Raw genomic sequence first — 17,022 nt, 5'->3', positions numbered from 1 at the left:
GACATAAGAGATGAAAAAGAATGAACAAAAAATAGCTGACCATTATTACATTGATGGTCAGCTTTTTATCTTATTGAATGATTACTTCACCTGCAAGAGCACGTTTTTCTTGCTCTGGATCGAATTCTTTTTCCATTTTTGAAACAACAACTGTTGCAACACCATTACCAATTAAGTTTGTAACAGCGCGAGCCTCTGACATAAAACGATCGACACCGATTAACAATGCAATCCCTTCAACTGGAATCATAGGGAATGCCGCTAGCGTTGCCGCGAGTGTAATAAAGCCTGAACCCGTTACACCAGCCGCTCCTTTAGATGTTAGCATTAAAATAGCTAATAAGGTAATTTGATGCCAAATGTCTAATTCCACGCCATAAGCTTGTGCTATAAATATTGCTGCCATGGATAAGTAAATAGACGTACCATCTAAATTAAAGGAATACCCCGTTGGTATAACAAGACCAACGACTTGTTTAGAGCAGCCATAGTTTTCTAGTTTACGCATCATCGAAGGTAATGCTGATTCTGATGAGGATGTCCCAATAACGATAAAAATTTCATCTTTAATATATTTAATGAACTTAAAAATATTGAACCCAAAGTAACGTGTAATCAGACCGATAATGACTACGATAAAGATAAACATCGTGATATAAACTGACAGCATTAAAAATCCTAAGTTTCCAAGTGATTTAATACCAAAATTTCCGATTGTGTAACTCATGGCACCAAATGCACCAATAGGGGAAATCTTCATGACCATATTAACAATTTTAAAGAAAATATCTGCGACTTGTTCGAAAAAATTAATTACTGGTTTAGCTGGTTCACCAATTGCAGCGGCAGCTAGCCCAAATAAAACTGCTGAGAACAGGACTGGTAGTAATTCACCGTTAGCAAGTGCGCCAACAACATTATCAGGAATAATTTGCATGATAAATGCACCGAAGCCGTGTTCCGCGGCAGCAGCTTGTTGTGTATATTGAGACACATCTGCGGCGTTTGCAGCATCTGTATTAAAGCCCTTACCTGGCTGTACAATATTGACAACGAGTAGGCCAATCGCTAGTGCAAAAGTAGAGACAATCTCAAAATAAATTAAGGCTTTCCCTCCGATTTTTCCAACCTTTTTTACATCGCCCATACTCCCAATGCCAATAACAACTGTTAAGAAAATAATAGGAGCTATTAACATTTTAATTAATTTAATAAAAATATCGGCTAATATTTTTAGCTTCGCCCCAAACTCAGGGAACATGGCACCGACAATAATACCAAGTACAATAGCTATCAGTACTTGTACTGTTAAGTTTTTAAAATTTAAACGCATAAAGTTCTACCCCTCCAACCTTAGTGAAAATTGTGTGAACGCTTTCATGTGGTTATCATAGCTGAAATTTTCCGACAATAGTTTTTATGACCGTAATGTTTCTATTGTTCATTTTGTTCATTTTTAGTTGAAGAGTGTATGAAACCAGTGTTTGCAAGGATAAATACTGTTTTATAGTAGATTTGAAATTGAAGAATCTATTATAATACAAAAGAAAAAATCCTCACGATTTGTGAGGATTTATCATTAATGAACAAAAGTATTAAGGAGAAACGATTTTTTCAATTCTCGATAAGACATCATCATTTTGTATATTGGTTTTATAAAAGTCATAGACAGGTGTAAGCTTTTCTTTAAATCGTTGTCGTTCCTCACTACTCATCGTGGAAATTTCAAAGCCTTCTTGTTGCTCTAGCTTTCGTAGATCCTTTTCATTCATAATAACGGCTTGTTCAAATTGCCAATCTGTCGTGTCCTTCATAGCCTCCATAATCTGCTTTTGAATCTTTACAGGTAGAGACTTCCAAAAGTTTTCATTCATAAGAACAGCATACCCTAAAATCCCATGCTTTGTTAATGTCATATGTTTTTGTACCTTATAGAAGCCTTTAGAGTAAATATTAGATGCTGTATTTTCCTGTGCATCGATGGCATGTGATTCAAGATCCGTAAACACCTCACTAAAGGAAATAGGAATAGGCGTTGCTCCAACAGCCTCAAATTGCTTCTCAAGTGTTTTACTTGGCATTGTTCTGATACGTAAGCCTTTTAAATCCTCAAATGTATGAATAGGGTAATCGACAGAGGTTAAATGCTTAAAGCCATTGTGCCAAAAGCTAAGTCCCTTTATTTGAAAGGGTTCAAGCTCATTTAATAGCTGTTCGCCAATTGAGCCGGTAAGAACTTCATGGACTTCATCATCCGTATTAAAGAGGTAGGGTAAATCTAGAACTTGCCAGTTTGGTACATAGGCTGTCATTTTAGAGAAAGTAGGGATAATCATTTCTACTTCTCCATTTTGTAATGCTTGAAACTCATTTTCATCATTAAACAAGGAGGAGTTTGGGTAAACATGTACCTTTACTTCACCATTTGTTTTTTCCTCAACAAGCTCTGCGAATTTACTTGCAGCCTGTCCCTTCGGCGTATTTTCTGCTACTACATGACTTAAATGAATGGTAATTTGTGTATCCAAGCCTTTTTGTTCATCGTCGTAGGGGAGGGGGTTAGCGAATAGTAGACCTTGTTGTACGCCAATCGCTATTGTTAACAGTAAAACGGTTGCTATTGTTCCAATAATAAATTTTTTCATCTATTACACCCAATTAATTCGTATTTTCTGATGTTTTTGTTATTCTAACATATGAAGTAAGCTAAAATATAGGTAGAGGGAGGCGTTTTACATCTTGAAATTTCAAAAGTTATCAATGAGAAGAAAAATCATGTCTCTAACTTTTTTTATTCTCATGCTTTCCTTTAGTATTGGTGGTACATTTTTGCTAGGATTCGTAATGAATGAGCAGAAGGATAAGCTTGGAAATCAGGCATTGCTTGTGGCAAAAACCGTATCACAGCTTCCTGAATTGAAAACATATATTACCAGTCTTGATTTTAATGAGGCAACAACGCATATTAATCCGGTTGTAGACGAAATACGTGATATAAATGGTGCACAATATATTGTTGTTTTAGACATGCAAAGACGCAAGTATTCCCATCCGAATTCAGAGGAAATAGGTCGAATTTCGCAATCAGGAGATTTAAATGCAGCCTTTTCTGAACATTATTATACATCAATTGCACATGGTGAGCATGGTGATATGGTGCGTGCATTTGTACCTATTATGAATAATGAGGGAAAACAATTAGGCGTCGTGATAGTAGGTTATAGTGTTTTAACGATTGCTGAATTACTACAATCTATCCAAAAGGAATTAATCATTACAATCTTCTTGTCTCTTCTATTTAGTGCATGGGGTGCCCATAATTTAGGGCTTCATATGAAAAAGCAAATGTTTGGGTTAGAGCCGCATGAAATTGCTAAAATGTATGTGGAGCGAACAGAAACCTTTAATGCCATGCATGAAGGAATTATCGCGATAGATAATGATTTAACGATAACTATTTTTAATGAAAAAGCATGTGATATATTAAGTGTTTATGACCAACCGTCGACATTAATTGGAAAGAAAATTTATGAGGTATTACCTGACACACGCTTACCAGAAATTTTGGAACTTGATCAGCCTCTTTTCAATCGTGAGCTATATATTAATGGACATAGTATTATGAGCAATCGTATTCCAATACAAGTCAATGGAAAAACAGTTGGAGCGGTGGCCATGTTTAAGGATCGTACAGAAGTGAAAAAGCTTGCAGAGGAATTAACTGGTGTAAAGGCATTTGTACAGGCATTGCGTGTACAAACACATGAGCATAAAAATAAACTGCACACCATTGCTGGACTTTTACAGCTTGGACATCATGAGCAGGCACTATCTTATTTAACGCAAGTGAAGGAAGAACATGATGAAATTACAAATTTCTTAAATGAACGAATTAAAAATGAAAATATTTCAGGCTTATTACTTAGTAAGATTTCCTATGCAAAAGAGCAGGGAATTCGATTAGAGATAGATCGAGAAAGTCGACTGACTGAATTTCCGAAAAATTTAGATCATCATGATTTTGTCATTTTATTTGGTAATTTAATCGAAAATGCTTTTGATGCATTAAGAGATACGCAACTGGATGAAAAAATTGTGCATGTGTCTGTTGATGAAGATGAAGATGTATTGGCAATCTTAGTAACAGATAATGGTATAGGCATGACAGAAGAGGTAAGGACCCATATTTTTGATAATGGCTTTTCGACAAAAGAGAAAAAGGGGCGAGGTATTGGTCTGTATTTAATCCAAGATATTGTACAAAAGGGGCAGGGGGATATTGAGGTTATTAGTGAGCCTCATAAAGGAACCAGCTTTTTGATAACATTTTATTTTTCCTAAAGCCCGGAGTTATAAGTGATTAAACTGAAAGCTCTTCGCTTAAATGAGTGACCACTTAATAGGAGAGTATCGACTACGCAAAAAAAGATAGTAAATAACCAACGACTTAATCCAACTAGAAAAATTACGGTATACGGAGGGTTGACAGTGACACAGATAAGGGTGCTCTTAATAGAAGATGATCCGATGGTGCGAGAGGTGAATCGTCAATTTATTGAAAAGGTAGCGGGGTTTGAAGTGATAGGTCAAGCCTCAAATGGTGTCGAGGGAATAGCTCAAATACGTAAGCTTGCACCTGATTTAGTATTCATGGATATTTTTATGCCAGAGCAGGATGGAATTACGAGTTTGCGAAAAATACGTGAACTTAAATTGCCAGTGGATGTTATCACTGTAACTGCTGCAAATGATATGAAAACGGTGAAACAGATTTTGCATCTAGGCGTTTTCGATTATATTATGAAGCCCTTTTCGTTTGAACGCGTGCAGGGAACACTTGAAAATTATTTGCGTTTTAAAAGACAGATGCAAACAGAGCGTGAGCTGACACAGGGAGAACTTGATCAGTTATTCCATTATCAGGGTGTGCAAAATGAGATTGAGCACCCGACTATGATGCACTTAGAAAAAAACTTGCCAAAAGGTTTTAATAGAGCAACACTCGAAAAAGTTATGCACTATTTGCATTCTGTAGAGGGAGCATCTGCTGAAGGAGTTGCAAGTGGTGTAGGCATCGCTCGTGTTACAGCTCGGAGATATTTAGATTATTTAGAGAAGCAAGAAGAGATTACGATGGATGTGCATTATGGGGGTATAGGTCGTCCTATCAATTATTATTTTAGCAAATAACAAAAAAACCTGATTGTGTTTAGGCAATCAGGTTTTAAGTATTTTAGTAGGGCATAATTTTTTCTACAGGCTTTGGTGTCTTAATTTTTGGCAAAATTTTATCTAGTGTAACTGTACGTTTAATGACGTGTGTAGTTTCATCATGTTCTTCGAATTGTTCAAGGAATGAAATGACCTCTTTCACAATCGGTGTAGGCGTTGAAGCACCTGCTGTGACAGCAACAGTATTAATGTTTGTTAACCATTCAACTTTTAGTTCAGAAACATCTGCAATTCGATAGGATGGTGTCCCTGCGATTTCAACAGACACCTGTGTTAAACGATTTGAGTTATTGGATTTTGGATCACCTACAACAATAAGTAAACCGGCTTCCCCTGCCTGTTTAGCAACGGCTTCTTGGCGTACCTGTGTTGCTAAACAGATTTCTTTATGCACTTCAATATGTGGGAATTTTTCTTTTAAACTATCCATTAAATGAGCAACATCCCATTGACTCATAGTTGTTTGATTGGTTACCAGTAATTTATCATTCGTTAAATTTAATGCATCAATATCATTGGAAGATTGCACTAAATGTACATGCTCTGGTGCAACGCCGATTGCTCCTTCAGGTTCGGGATGTCCTTTTTTACCAATATAAATAATATCATAGCCTTGTGCTGATTTTTCACGAATTAAATCGTGTGTAACTGTTACGTCAGGACATGTAGCATCAATGGATACTAACCCTTTTTGCTTCGCAATTTCACGAATTTCAGGTGAAACGCCATGCGCTGTGAAAATAACAGTGCCAGTTTCAACCTGTTTTATGATTTCTAAACGATTATCACCATCTAATGTGATGATGCCATCCTCTGCAAAGGCATCTGTGACATGTTTATTATGCACAATCATTCCTAAAATGTAGATAGGTCTTGGTAATGTTTTATCGAGTGCGGCGTTACGAGCGATAACCATCGCATCAACAACACCGTAGCAATAGCCACGTGGATTAATTTTTAATACTTGCATGGTTGTGACTCCTTTCAAGCTTACCTACCTACATTATAACGGACGGGAGCGACGAATACAAAGAAACGTTCATCTACATAGGTGGCTGGAAAATACGTGGTTTGGATGGGATTGGATCTGGCGGAGTGAATGATGCATTTTGTCGAGAAGACCTTCCACTTTTTGCAGAACCTGCTCCATCACTTGCTGTAGCTTTAGCGGCCCCAGCCTTATCTCCTGTAGATGGAAGACCTTGAAACCCTTTATACAATTTTAATAGAGAGGGAATATTTTTTACCATAGGCATGGCTTGCTGTATATAGGGTGTATAGGTTTTGGCTGAATTGAACAAGCTATTTGCTTGCTGTAAGAATGAGCCGATCTTAGAGGCTCCTTGAACTGGCGGCATCGGCATTTGCCCTCCGAAAGTCCCTATTCCGCTAGACATTGGAAAGCCACCCGGAATTCGTGGTTGAACTGGGAAGCCTCCAGGAGGTAAAAAGGACTGCGGTGACATTTGTTGTGTTGGCATTGGCATTTGCATGGGCATTCTCATGCCGCCGGGATACATTGGGAACTGATAGGGTTGTCGAAATACCATAATGAACTCCTTTCAATACTTGTTTATCATTGATGACATACCTGATTATAGTTATGATATGCAGATGGCTATGCTAGCGTTCGACAAAGACAAAGAAAACACACGACCAATAATGGCCTCTGTTCATCGTACCTATATATTTATCATTACATAGGTATATTTCTTAAATCGTCACATTTTTTCCACTTTTCTGTCGACTTGCGGGAGTATAATGGATTACTAGTAACTACTTTCCTATAGAATAGAAAAGAACTTGTAGGATTTATGTAAATATTTCGTAAAGGTATTTTTGTTAGAATAGTATAGAGGAATCTTGAATAGGAGGTATTTTGTGTCAATTAAAATGAGAAGTATGGTGTCATTTGGTCTGATTGTATTATTAGTGCTAATTATGGGGTTTTTTCAGCAACAAAATGCCAAATCCCAATTAGATCAAATACACTTAATGAGGGAAAAGACATTGCAATCAGCACTGCTAGCAGATGAGATGAAGCTGGCGGTGGTTCAGGTTCAGCAATACTTGACAGATATTAGTGCTACAAGAGCACTAGACAATTTAGATGATGGATTTGAGCAGGCAGAAAAATATAGTAAAATTTTTAATCAAAATTTAGAACAGCTGAAAAGTTTACATCCTCAAAATGAGGAAAAACTAAATGCTATTAAAATAGCATTTGATCACTATTATAGCACTGGTCAAGAAATGGCTAATAGCTATATTCAAGGGGGACCTCAGCAGGGAAATAAGATTATGCTGGAATTTGATACGACATCTGTTGAAATCAATGAAAAAGTAGAAATATTCCAACAAGAAAGCATTACCCAAATGGAAAATTCTTTAGCCGATGTTGAAAAACTTATAGATGATAATAAGCAATGGTTTTTATGGATATTCGGTATTATTGTCCTGATTTGTATTATAGTCGGCTTTATACTTGTACGTTCCATTCTTGTTCCAGTACATAAATTAACTTCTGCTGCGGAAGTAATTGCTAAAGGTGATTTGTGTCAAAAGGATATAGAGGTTAGAACAAATGATGAAATTAGGATTTTAGCAGATTCCTTTAATTTAATGAAAACTAATTTACATTCTTTGATACGTAGTATGACTGCTAATGTTGAGCATACTACTTCATCAGCTGAACAATTAGCTGCAAGTACAGATGTCATTTCTGATTCCTCTAATGATGTTGCAAACTTAGTAGAGGAGATGGCAACAAATGATCATCAAGCAGCGGCCACTGGTCGTGAAAGTTCGATTGCAATGGATGAAACAGCTCGAGGCGTTCAACGTATAGCGGAGGCTACGCAAATGCTCCATTCAAAAGCTATAGATACACAGACTATTGCGAACGATGGCGAAAAAACGTTGCATATCGCAGAAAATCAAATAGCACTCATCCAGGAATCATCTAATAAGACAAATGAGCGTATTAAGCAGCTAAATAGACAATCAGCTGAAATCGTCCATATTACGAAAGTAATAACGGATATTACCGAACAAACGAATCTTCTAGCATTAAATGCTGCTATTGAGGCAGCGCGTGCTGGTGAGCATGGTAAAGGCTTTGCAGTTGTAGCTGATGAGGTACGCAAGTTAGCGGAGGAATCGAAAGCATCTGCCAATCAAATTGTTGATTTGATTGCACTAATTCAGCAGGAAATGAAGGAAGTAGATAAGGCTGTAGGTGTAACGGTATTAAATGTAGATGAGGGAGTCACATTTATTCAAAATGCACAAAAATCTTTCGATGAAATTCTACATGCCATTCGTGAGATGACAGGTCAAATTGAAGATGTTTCAGCCTCCACACAGCAAATATCAGCAAGCACTGAAGAAATGGCTGCATCGGTCAATGAAATGTCCAACTCTGCCGTACAAGCTGCACAGCAATCCGAAACAATTGCCTCAACAATTGAGGAGCAAGCAGCAACGATTGAAGAAATAAATGCCGTTGCAAAATCATTAAGTGAAGAGGCTCTGACAGTGAAGGAAGAAATCAATAAATTTAAAATTTAGGTAGGACTGGAGATTATTAAAATCTGTTATTACTTTTTATCTTGATTCAGCAGAATACTCCCACCTCTATAGGTGGCGAGATGAATGCGATTTTTTTCCTATTCAGTGGGCGTACAAACGCCCGCTGAATCAGAGGAACTCAGGTTAGATCTTCACATCCTGTGAAAACGCCTGAGTGACCAACATCGTGTTGGCCTAAAGCCCTTGACGGATGTCACGGATTTTGAAGAGGAGCTTTTCGAGCGAGCTCGAAAAAAATCCGGAATCAATTACGCCCCAGCGTAATTGATTCAAGCGAGGAGGTTCCAAAAAATTTGGGTGTTGTGGCAAAATGAAAGTGATTTCTTTCGTGTTATGTGAGGGCTTTTATTTTGTCGAATACATAAGGAAATCTTTATTTTAAGGGGAGATTGCTGAATTGATGAGACTATGTGCACGATTGACTAGTATTTGTGCTAGATAGAAGGCTACTTGTACTTAATAGAATGTCCGTTATTAGTTTTAACTAAATTTTCACTGTAAATGTATTGCTTTTTCCTACAGAGCAATACTTTGGATTAGAATAACTTGATTCATTGACATAATAGTTTTCAACAACATGAAGCGAGGTAGTTCCAAACATTTTTGGAATTACCTCGCTATATTTTTTTAGAAAATATCTTCGTTTTACATTATTCTTCATCATGACAGCGTAGCATTCTGTACCCGACACGAACATGGGTCTGAATTAACTTTGGATTAGCGGGGTCGTTCTCTATTTTTTTGCGAAGCGTTGCCATGAAAACTCTAAGGCTAGGGACATCCGATTGGAGAACATTGTGCCAAATTTCCTTTAAAATAAAATTATGTGTTAATACTTTGCCAACATGCTTAGATAAAATGACCAACAGCTTATATTCTATTGGTGTCAAATGCACCTCTTTACTATTGACAAACACTGTATTTGCTAAATAGTTTATTTGTAAATGGCCGTTCTCAAAGATAGAGGGTTCATTTTCTAGCTGGTGCTCATACATCATTCTTCGCAGTGCTACTCGTATGCGTGCTAGTAACTCCTCAACACTAAAAGGCTTAGTGACATAATCATCTGCACCAGCATCCAATGCATTTATTTTATCTTGTTCTTCACCACGCGCACTGACAACAATAATAGGGGTTTGGGTCCAGCTTCTAATCTTTGTAATAAGCTCTACACCATCCATGTCCGGTAGTCCTAAATCCAGGATGATTACGTCTGGCTTCATAGTAAGAGCCTTTTGCAATGCACTGTTCCCATCATATGCGATGTCGAATTCATAGTGCTGTGTAGCTAATGTCATCTTGATTAAATTACCAATGGCTAGGTCATCTTCGACTACAAGAATTCGTTTATTCATGGAACATCATTACTCCTTTTTTAGTGAAAAATGAAAGATAGTGCCCTGTGGTTGATTATCTAATACATGTATTTCGCTGCCATGTAATTTTAAAATGGTTTGACAAAGTGCCAAGCCTAATCCTAGACCTCTTCGACTATCGCTACGCTGTATTTTTCCGGTTGTAAAAGGCTCAAAAAGCGTTTCTTTTATCGCATCATCAATACCTGGTCCATCATCAGAAATAGCGAAATCTACTAAACCACCAGATTCTTTTACTAGTATCGTAATCACACTACCGGGAGGTGTATAGGTCAATGCATTATCAATGATATTAATCAGAACCTGAATGATTAGTCGTGCATCCATAAAAGCAAATAAGAATTCTGGTTCAATTTGATAGGATATTTTATGAGTATTATTTAGACGAACGACATGGCAAAGAGCCTCTTGTATAATTTCTTCTACAAGTTCCAAATGCATCTCTAAAGCGAATTGTCCATTCTCCAATTTTGAAACAGCGAGTAAGTTTTCAACCATTTGTACAAGCCATTTTGAATTTTTATAAATATCTTCATATAATTTGTTTTTTTCATTATCTGGAATATAATTTGCATTCGTCAATAAAATATCCGCATTTCCGGAAATAGCTGTAAGTGGTGTTCTTAAATCATGTGAGATAGCACGTAAAAGGTTAGCACGCATTTGTTCCATTTCCGCATCTCTAGCTACTTCTACATTGAGCTTCTGTAAATACCATTTATCGAGCGCAAACGAAAAATCATTGATAATAGCATGCAAAATATTACGCTCAAATGCAGGTAATGGTGATTGCTTTGACAGTGCAATGCCAATAACACCCTTCACATATCCATTTGATATAACGGGTAAATAGTAGGCACTTACTTCTGGAAATATATCAGTTGAAACACCTGCTACATGCTTATTATTAATAACCCAACTCACCACCCCATGCTCATTAGGATTTTCAAAAAGGGAGGATACTTTCTTATTTTCGCTATTTGACATGCTCTCTGTATGAAAAAACATTGATTTAACAATGGTGTTATTTTCTATTTCAAAGAATTGTACGGGCTTTTCTACTAGCCTAACAATTTGTACCATACCCTCCGTAATAATTTCATCTATCGTTTTAGCGTGTTGGAGCCTCCGATTTATATCAAGCAGCACCTCCATTCGATAAGATTTCCGCACAGCTATCATCGTTTGCTTTTTTATTTTTTTTGTTAAGCTACTTGTGATGAACCCTGAAAGGAACATGATTACAAAGGTCATTGGATAATCTCGATGATAGGCATCAAATGAGAATCGTGGTTCTGTAAATAAGTAATTAAAAAGTAATACAGCGGTGATGGAGCTAATAATGCTCATTATCCAACCCGATGACCAGATAGCAAGCATTAAAACACCTAAAATATAAATCGTAATGACATTTGATTCACTAATACCAAGTGAATATAAATACAAGCCGATAATGGATACAAAGCCAAATATGAAAATCATTTTTAACAAGTCAAGCCAGTCAAATGACCACTGTATATTTATTTTTTGTAGATAGAATTGTTCATTTTCCTGATCTGGTACTATATGAATAGCTAAATTTGGTACAAATTCAGTCAGTTGATCGCTGATTTTTGTGCTTGGTTGCCACCATCTTTTTCTCATGCTTGTTCTACCGATGACCAATTTTGTCACACCGCTAATTTGAGCATAATTAGCAAGGGCTGCTGCTATATCATCCTCTTGAACAATGACCACATGACCACCAAGCTGTTCAACAAGCTTTATATGCTGCTGCAATCGCTCTGAGTTTGCGGTTGTCCTATCGCTTTCCTGTACCCTTTGTACATAAAGAGCAGTGAATTTGCCATGCAATGCCTGAGAAAGTCTTGCGGCATTTCGAATAACCTTGGCATTTGTAGGAGAGCTACTAATACCAACAAGTATATGCTCTTCAATCTGTACAGAATGTTTCATTGATTCGTTGCTGTTAATTTGTTTATAGTTAATCGTATCAGCGGCTCTACGTAGTGCAATTTCTCGAAGAGCTATTAAATTTTGCTTAGAAAAGAAAGATTGTAGGGCTTTTTCAGCTTGTTGCTTGCTATAAATTTTGCCATCCTGTAGACGTTGAATTAACTCATCGGGTTCAAGATCCACAATTTTTATTTGTGCAGCCTGATCAATTAAGTAATCTGGTATGCGTTCCCGTACCTTGATGCCAGTTATTTCTTCTACCAAATCATGAAGACTTTCAATATGTTGAATATTTACAGTTGTATAGACATGAATACCCTTTGCAAGTAATTCTTCTACATCTCCAAAGCGCTTCTTGTGTCGCATTGTTGGTACATTACTATGTGCTAATTCATCAATAAGAACAATTTCTGGTTTACGACTTAATACTGCATCAATATCTAATTCCTGAAAGGCTTTCTCCTTATACCTTATTTTTTTTGTAGGAATTTGCTCAAGCCCTTCGAGTAAGGCTAATGTTTCTGGACGAGGATGAGGCTCTACATAGCCAACCACCACATCTTTACCAAGCGTTTGAGCCTGATGTGCTGCATCTAGCATTGCATAGGTTTTCCCTACGCCAGCAGCATAGCCAAGAAAAATTTTGAGCTTTCCAATAACGTGTTCCTCCTGTTGAAGCCTCGCTAAAAATGTCTCTGGAGCTGGTCGATCTTGTTCCATCATCCTTCACCTCATTTGTATTATAGCGCTATCTTCCATTAAGAAAGTATTAAGATTTCCGCCCTTTATAGTTTCTTAATAGAAAAAACGATTTCCTAACACTACATTAATCTGAAAGTAAGTATGATGAGAGCATCCTAATAACGAAAGGGGTTTTAATTGTTGGACTTATCTATGATTGGTTTACTAATAATCAACTTTGCATGTCTTTATGCGTTAACAGCATGGTGCTTTAAGCTAGTGAAAGAAAAGTAAGGAGGGTGAATTGAATGTGGATTTTTATGGGGATTGTACTTGTATTCCTTTTTGGTTATCTAGGGCATGCATTACTATATCCTGAAAATTATTAATTGGCTTATAGGAGGTTGCATTATGTGGCAAATAGCCATTGTATTAATTATTTATGTACCACTCGTTATCGTTACAGGTCATTATTTATACCGGGTGGCAATGCAGCATAGAACCTGGATTGATCCAATCATGGATAGATATGATGGGTTTATTTATAAACTTTGTGGTATTAAAAGAGTGGATATGACAGGTAAACAATATGTGCTCTCTTTAATCCTATCAAATGCCTATATGGTGTTTATTGGCTATATTCTATTACGAATTCAAGCAATCTTGTTTTTAAATCCAAACAAGATTGACAATATGGAAGCATCACTATCTTTTAATACTATTATTTCATTTATGACGAATACAAATCTTCAGCATTATAGTGGTGAATCAGGGCTTAGTTATTTATCACAAATGCTTATCATTATTTTTATGATGTTTACATCTGCAGCTAGTGGTTATGCAGCGTGTATGGCATTCTGTCGTCGTATTGTGGCTAAAACGGATACGATCGGTAATTTCTTTGTAGATTTTGTTCGTATCATTACAAGGATATTAATACCACTTTCTATAGTAGTTTCCGTTATTTTGGTATCACAGGGTACACCACAAACCCTCAAAGCCAATCAAACTGTACAAACAATAGAAGGGAAATTACAAGATATTGCACTAGGACCGGTAGCTTCACTTGAGTCTATTAAGCATATAGGAACAAACGGTGGTGGTTTTTATGGAGCAAATTCTACTACTCCATTTGAAAATCCAACGGTCATTTCAAATATGATTGAAATGCTGTCAATGATGCTATTGCCTGGAGCCTGTGTAGTAGCATTTAGCTTAATGATAGCTTCTAGAAAAAAGAAGCCCATATTTGGCAAGCAGGGGTTAGCTATTTTTGTAGCAATGACCATGTTGTTCCTTGTTGGATTAGTGACTGTCTATGTATCGGAGCGAACAGGTAATCCCATTATGAATGAACTGGGAATCACACAACAACTTGGTAGTATGGAGGGCAAGGAGATGCGCTTTGGGGTGGCGCAGTCTGCATTATTTACAACGGTGACCACAGCTTTTACAACTGGATCTGTCAACAATATGCATGATACGTTAACTCCGCTAGGTGGGCTTGTACCGATGTTTAATATGATGCTAAATGTTGTCTTTGGTGGTAAGGGCGTTGGTCTGATGAACATGATGATGTATGTGTTGCTAACAATCTTCATTGCTTGTTTGATGATTGGTCGAACACCTCAATTTTTAGGCAAGAAAATTGAAGAGAAGGAGATGAAGCTTATTGCTCTTTGTATTCTAATTCATCCCGCCATTATCCTGCTATTTTCAGCTCTTGCTGTTGCTTTACCACAGGGCGTAGCAGGGATAACGAATCCAGGTGCACATGGATTATCACAGGTACTCTATGAATTTGCTTCTGCTTCAGCAAACAATGGCTCGGGCTTTGAAGGACTATCCGACAACTCCATATTTTGGAATGTCACAACAGGTCTGGCTATGTTCTTTGGTCGTTATGTAACGATTATCATTCAACTAGCAATCGCATCCTTACTGGCTAAAAAAATGTGGCATCGTGATTCTATAGGAACGTTGAAAACGGACAATACCATGTTTACATTTCTACTTATGGCAATTGTTTTAATGATTGGTGCTCTGACATTTTTACCTGCGATTGCACTGGGACCAATCACTGAGCACTTACAACTTTATGCGTAATGAGGAGAGACACGTATGGAAACTGAAAGAAAAATCTTTATCACTGGCACTATGCTAAAAAGCGCTTTGATAGATGCGTTAAAAAAATTTCATCCGATATATATGCTAAAAAATCCTGTAATGTTTGTAGTAGAGGTGGGATTTTTGTTTGTTCTGCTTTTAGCTCTATTTCCAGCTCTTTTTGGCGGTGAAATAACAGAACATGAGAGACTCTATAATGCAATTGTGGCAACCATTCTTTTTATTACTATTTTATTTGCGAATTTTGCGGAGTCGATTGCAGAGGGAAGAGGAAAAGCACAGGTTGAAACCTTAAAAAAGACGAAAACCGTGACACAGGCCCGTGTTTTGCTAAAAGATGGTTCTGAAATAATGAAACAGGCACATGAATTAAAGAAGGGCGATATCGTGTTAGTTCAAGCAGGAGAGGTTATACCAAACGATGGAGAGGTCATCGATGGAATAGCTACTGTAGATGAATCGGCGATAACAGGTGAATCTGCACCAGTAGTCAAAGAGCGTGGGGGTGATTTTTCTTCAGTGACAGGTGGAACGACTGTTACAAGCGATTGGCTAATGATTGAAATTACTTCAATGCCTGGTGAATCATTTTTAGATAAAATGATAACGCTTATTGAAGGTGCTAGTCGTAAAAAAACGCCAAATGAGGTGGCTCTCAATACGCTTTTAGTAAGCTTAACGATTATTTTTTTACTAGTGGTTGTATCACTTTATCCTATGACAACTTATTTAAACGTGCCTATTTCGATCGCAACATTAATTGCTCTGACAGTCTGCTTAATTCCAACAACAATTGGTGGATTATTATCTGCTATCGGTATTGCGGGAATGGATAGGGTGACACAGTTCAATGTTATTGCCATGTCAGGAAGAGCTGTAGAGGCATGTGGGGATGTGGATATATTAATCTTAGATAAAACAGGCACAATCACTTATGGGAATCGCATGGCTTCTGAATTTCTGCCTGTAATAGGTGTGAAAAATAAAGATTTAGTGCAAGCATCTTATTTTAGTTCATTAACAGATGACACACCTGAAGGGAAGTCTATCCTATCACTAGCATGCGAATTAGGTGTGAATACTGATAATGAAGAACAAATCATAAAAAATAGTACACATATCCCATTTACAGCACAGACAAGAATGAGTGGATTAGATCTGCAGGATGGAACAAAAATTCGAAAAGGTGCCTATGATACGATTAAACAAGAGTGTATCTATGCAGGGCATAGTGTTCCAGCGAATTTAGATCAGCTTATTCATCGAGTATCCTCTGTTGGTGGGACACCTCTAGTAGTAGCAGTAAACCAGAAAATTATAGGTGTTATTTATTTAAAGGATGTGGTCAAGGCTGGATTAAAGGAACGCTTTGAACAGCTACGAGCAATGGGAATTAAAACAATCATGTGTACAGGAGATAACCCCCTGACCGCAGCAGCTATTGCAAAGGAAGCGGGGGTGGATAGCTTTATTGCAGAAAGTAAACCTGAGGACAAGATTCAAGTCATAAAAGATGAACAGGCACAAGGAAAAGTAGTAGCGATGACTGGTGATGGGACGAATGATGCACCAGCATTGGCACAAGCAAATGTAGGACTCGCTATGAATTCAGGAACGAATGCAGCGAAGGAAGCTGCTAACATGGTGGATTTAGATTCAAATCCTACTAAAATTATTGAAGTAGTTGAAATTGGGAAGCAGTTACTTATGACCCGAGGTGCCCTCACAACATTTAGTATCGCAAATGATATGGCAAAATATTTCGCCATAATCCCAGCAATGCTAATGGTTGCTGTTCCAGAGATGAATGAGCTAAACGTGATGCAACTGAATTCGCCCTCAAGTGCTATTATTTCCGCATTACTATTCAATGCGATTATCATACCTCTGCTCATTCCTGTTGCCATGAAAGGGGTTAAATACAAGCCTATGAGTGCTTCAAAGCTACTAAATAAAAACTTATTCGTTTATGGACTAGGAGGCATCATAGCTCCTTTTATCGGCATAAAGTTGATTGATGTTATGATAGCACCCCTGTTTCAGATGTTTGGACTATAGG

11 protein-coding genes are annotated in these 17,022 nt (G+C 37.3%); 5 read left to right on the top strand and 6 right to left on the bottom strand.

Going from position 1 to position 17,022, the window contains the following annotated elements:
- Positions 1 to 70: 70 nt before the first annotated feature.
- Together AC3WOM_RS10070 and AC3WOM_RS10065 are read right to left on the bottom strand one after the other, a co-directional pair.
- On the bottom strand, positions 71 to 1,333 hold the full coding sequence (locus AC3WOM_RS10070; protein ID WP_492446557.1) for a dicarboxylate/amino acid:cation symporter: 1,263 nt from the start codon (positions 1,331 to 1,333) through the stop codon (positions 71 to 73).
- Positions 1,334 to 1,595: 262 nt separating this feature from the next.
- Positions 1,596 to 2,645, bottom strand: a complete 1,050-nt coding sequence (locus tag AC3WOM_RS10065; protein WP_427544662.1) for a TRAP transporter substrate-binding protein — start codon at positions 2,643 to 2,645, stop codon at positions 1,596 to 1,598.
- Positions 2,646 to 2,760: 115 nt separating this feature from the next.
- Between AC3WOM_RS10065 and AC3WOM_RS10060 the strand changes: the two genes are divergently transcribed.
- Together AC3WOM_RS10060 and AC3WOM_RS10055 are read left to right on the top strand one after the other, a co-directional pair.
- Positions 2,761 to 4,341, top strand: coding sequence for an ATP-binding protein (locus tag AC3WOM_RS10060; protein WP_427544761.1), 1,581 nt, complete (start codon positions 2,761 to 2,763; stop codon positions 4,339 to 4,341).
- Positions 4,342 to 4,488: 147 nt separating this feature from the next.
- On the top strand, positions 4,489 to 5,190 hold the full coding sequence (locus tag AC3WOM_RS10055) for a response regulator (protein WP_492446556.1): 702 nt from the start codon (positions 4,489 to 4,491) through the stop codon (positions 5,188 to 5,190).
- Between the two features lie 43 nt (positions 5,191 to 5,233).
- Here the strand turns inward: AC3WOM_RS10055 and AC3WOM_RS10050 are convergent, their stop codons facing one another.
- Both AC3WOM_RS10050 and vrrA read right to left on the bottom strand, forming a co-directional pair.
- Positions 5,234 to 6,202 (bottom strand): 4-hydroxy-3-methylbut-2-enyl diphosphate reductase, encoded by a 969-nt coding sequence (locus AC3WOM_RS10050; RefSeq protein ID WP_427544666.1) that lies wholly within the window; start codon positions 6,200 to 6,202, stop codon positions 5,234 to 5,236.
- Between the two features lie 73 nt (positions 6,203 to 6,275).
- Positions 6,276 to 6,782, bottom strand: coding sequence for a VrrA/YqfQ family protein (gene vrrA / locus AC3WOM_RS10045; protein WP_427544668.1), 507 nt, complete (start codon positions 6,780 to 6,782; stop codon positions 6,276 to 6,278).
- 331 nt (positions 6,783 to 7,113) lie between these two features.
- Here vrrA and AC3WOM_RS10040 point away from each other — a divergent pair, with 331 nt between their 5' ends.
- On the top strand, positions 7,114 to 8,802 hold the full coding sequence (locus AC3WOM_RS10040) for a methyl-accepting chemotaxis protein (protein ID WP_492446553.1): 1,689 nt from the start codon (positions 7,114 to 7,116) through the stop codon (positions 8,800 to 8,802).
- 671 nt (positions 8,803 to 9,473) lie between these two features.
- On the opposite strand, the gene AC3WOM_RS10035 is transcribed toward AC3WOM_RS10040, so the two are convergent.
- Together AC3WOM_RS10035 and AC3WOM_RS10030 are read right to left on the bottom strand one after the other, a co-directional pair.
- Positions 9,474 to 10,178, bottom strand: a complete 705-nt coding sequence (locus AC3WOM_RS10035; RefSeq protein WP_492446551.1) for a response regulator transcription factor — start codon at positions 10,176 to 10,178, stop codon at positions 9,474 to 9,476.
- Between the two features lie 9 nt (positions 10,179 to 10,187).
- Positions 10,188 to 12,878, bottom strand: a complete 2,691-nt coding sequence (locus AC3WOM_RS10030) for an ATP-binding protein (protein ID WP_492446550.1) — start codon at positions 12,876 to 12,878, stop codon at positions 10,188 to 10,190.
- A 369-nt stretch (positions 12,879 to 13,247) separates the two neighbouring features.
- On the opposite strand from AC3WOM_RS10030, the gene kdpA reads away from it, so the two are divergent.
- Complete coding sequence (kdpA, locus tag AC3WOM_RS10025) at positions 13,248 to 14,942, top strand: potassium-transporting ATPase subunit KdpA (RefSeq protein ID WP_492446547.1); 1,695 nt, start codon at positions 13,248 to 13,250, stop codon at positions 14,940 to 14,942.
- Positions 14,943 to 14,957: 15 nt separating this feature from the next.
- On the top strand, positions 14,958 to 17,021 hold the full coding sequence (kdpB, locus tag AC3WOM_RS10020; protein ID WP_492446545.1) for a potassium-transporting ATPase subunit KdpB: 2,064 nt from the start codon (positions 14,958 to 14,960) through the stop codon (positions 17,019 to 17,021).
- The last annotated feature ends 1 nt before the right edge of the window (position 17,022 follow it).

It is taken from the genome of Lysinibacillus sp. FW301-JW8 (assembly GCF_058788755.1).
The sequence above is the reverse complement of the archived record's forward strand: the minus strand, read 5'-3'. Positions and strand labels throughout refer to the sequence as shown.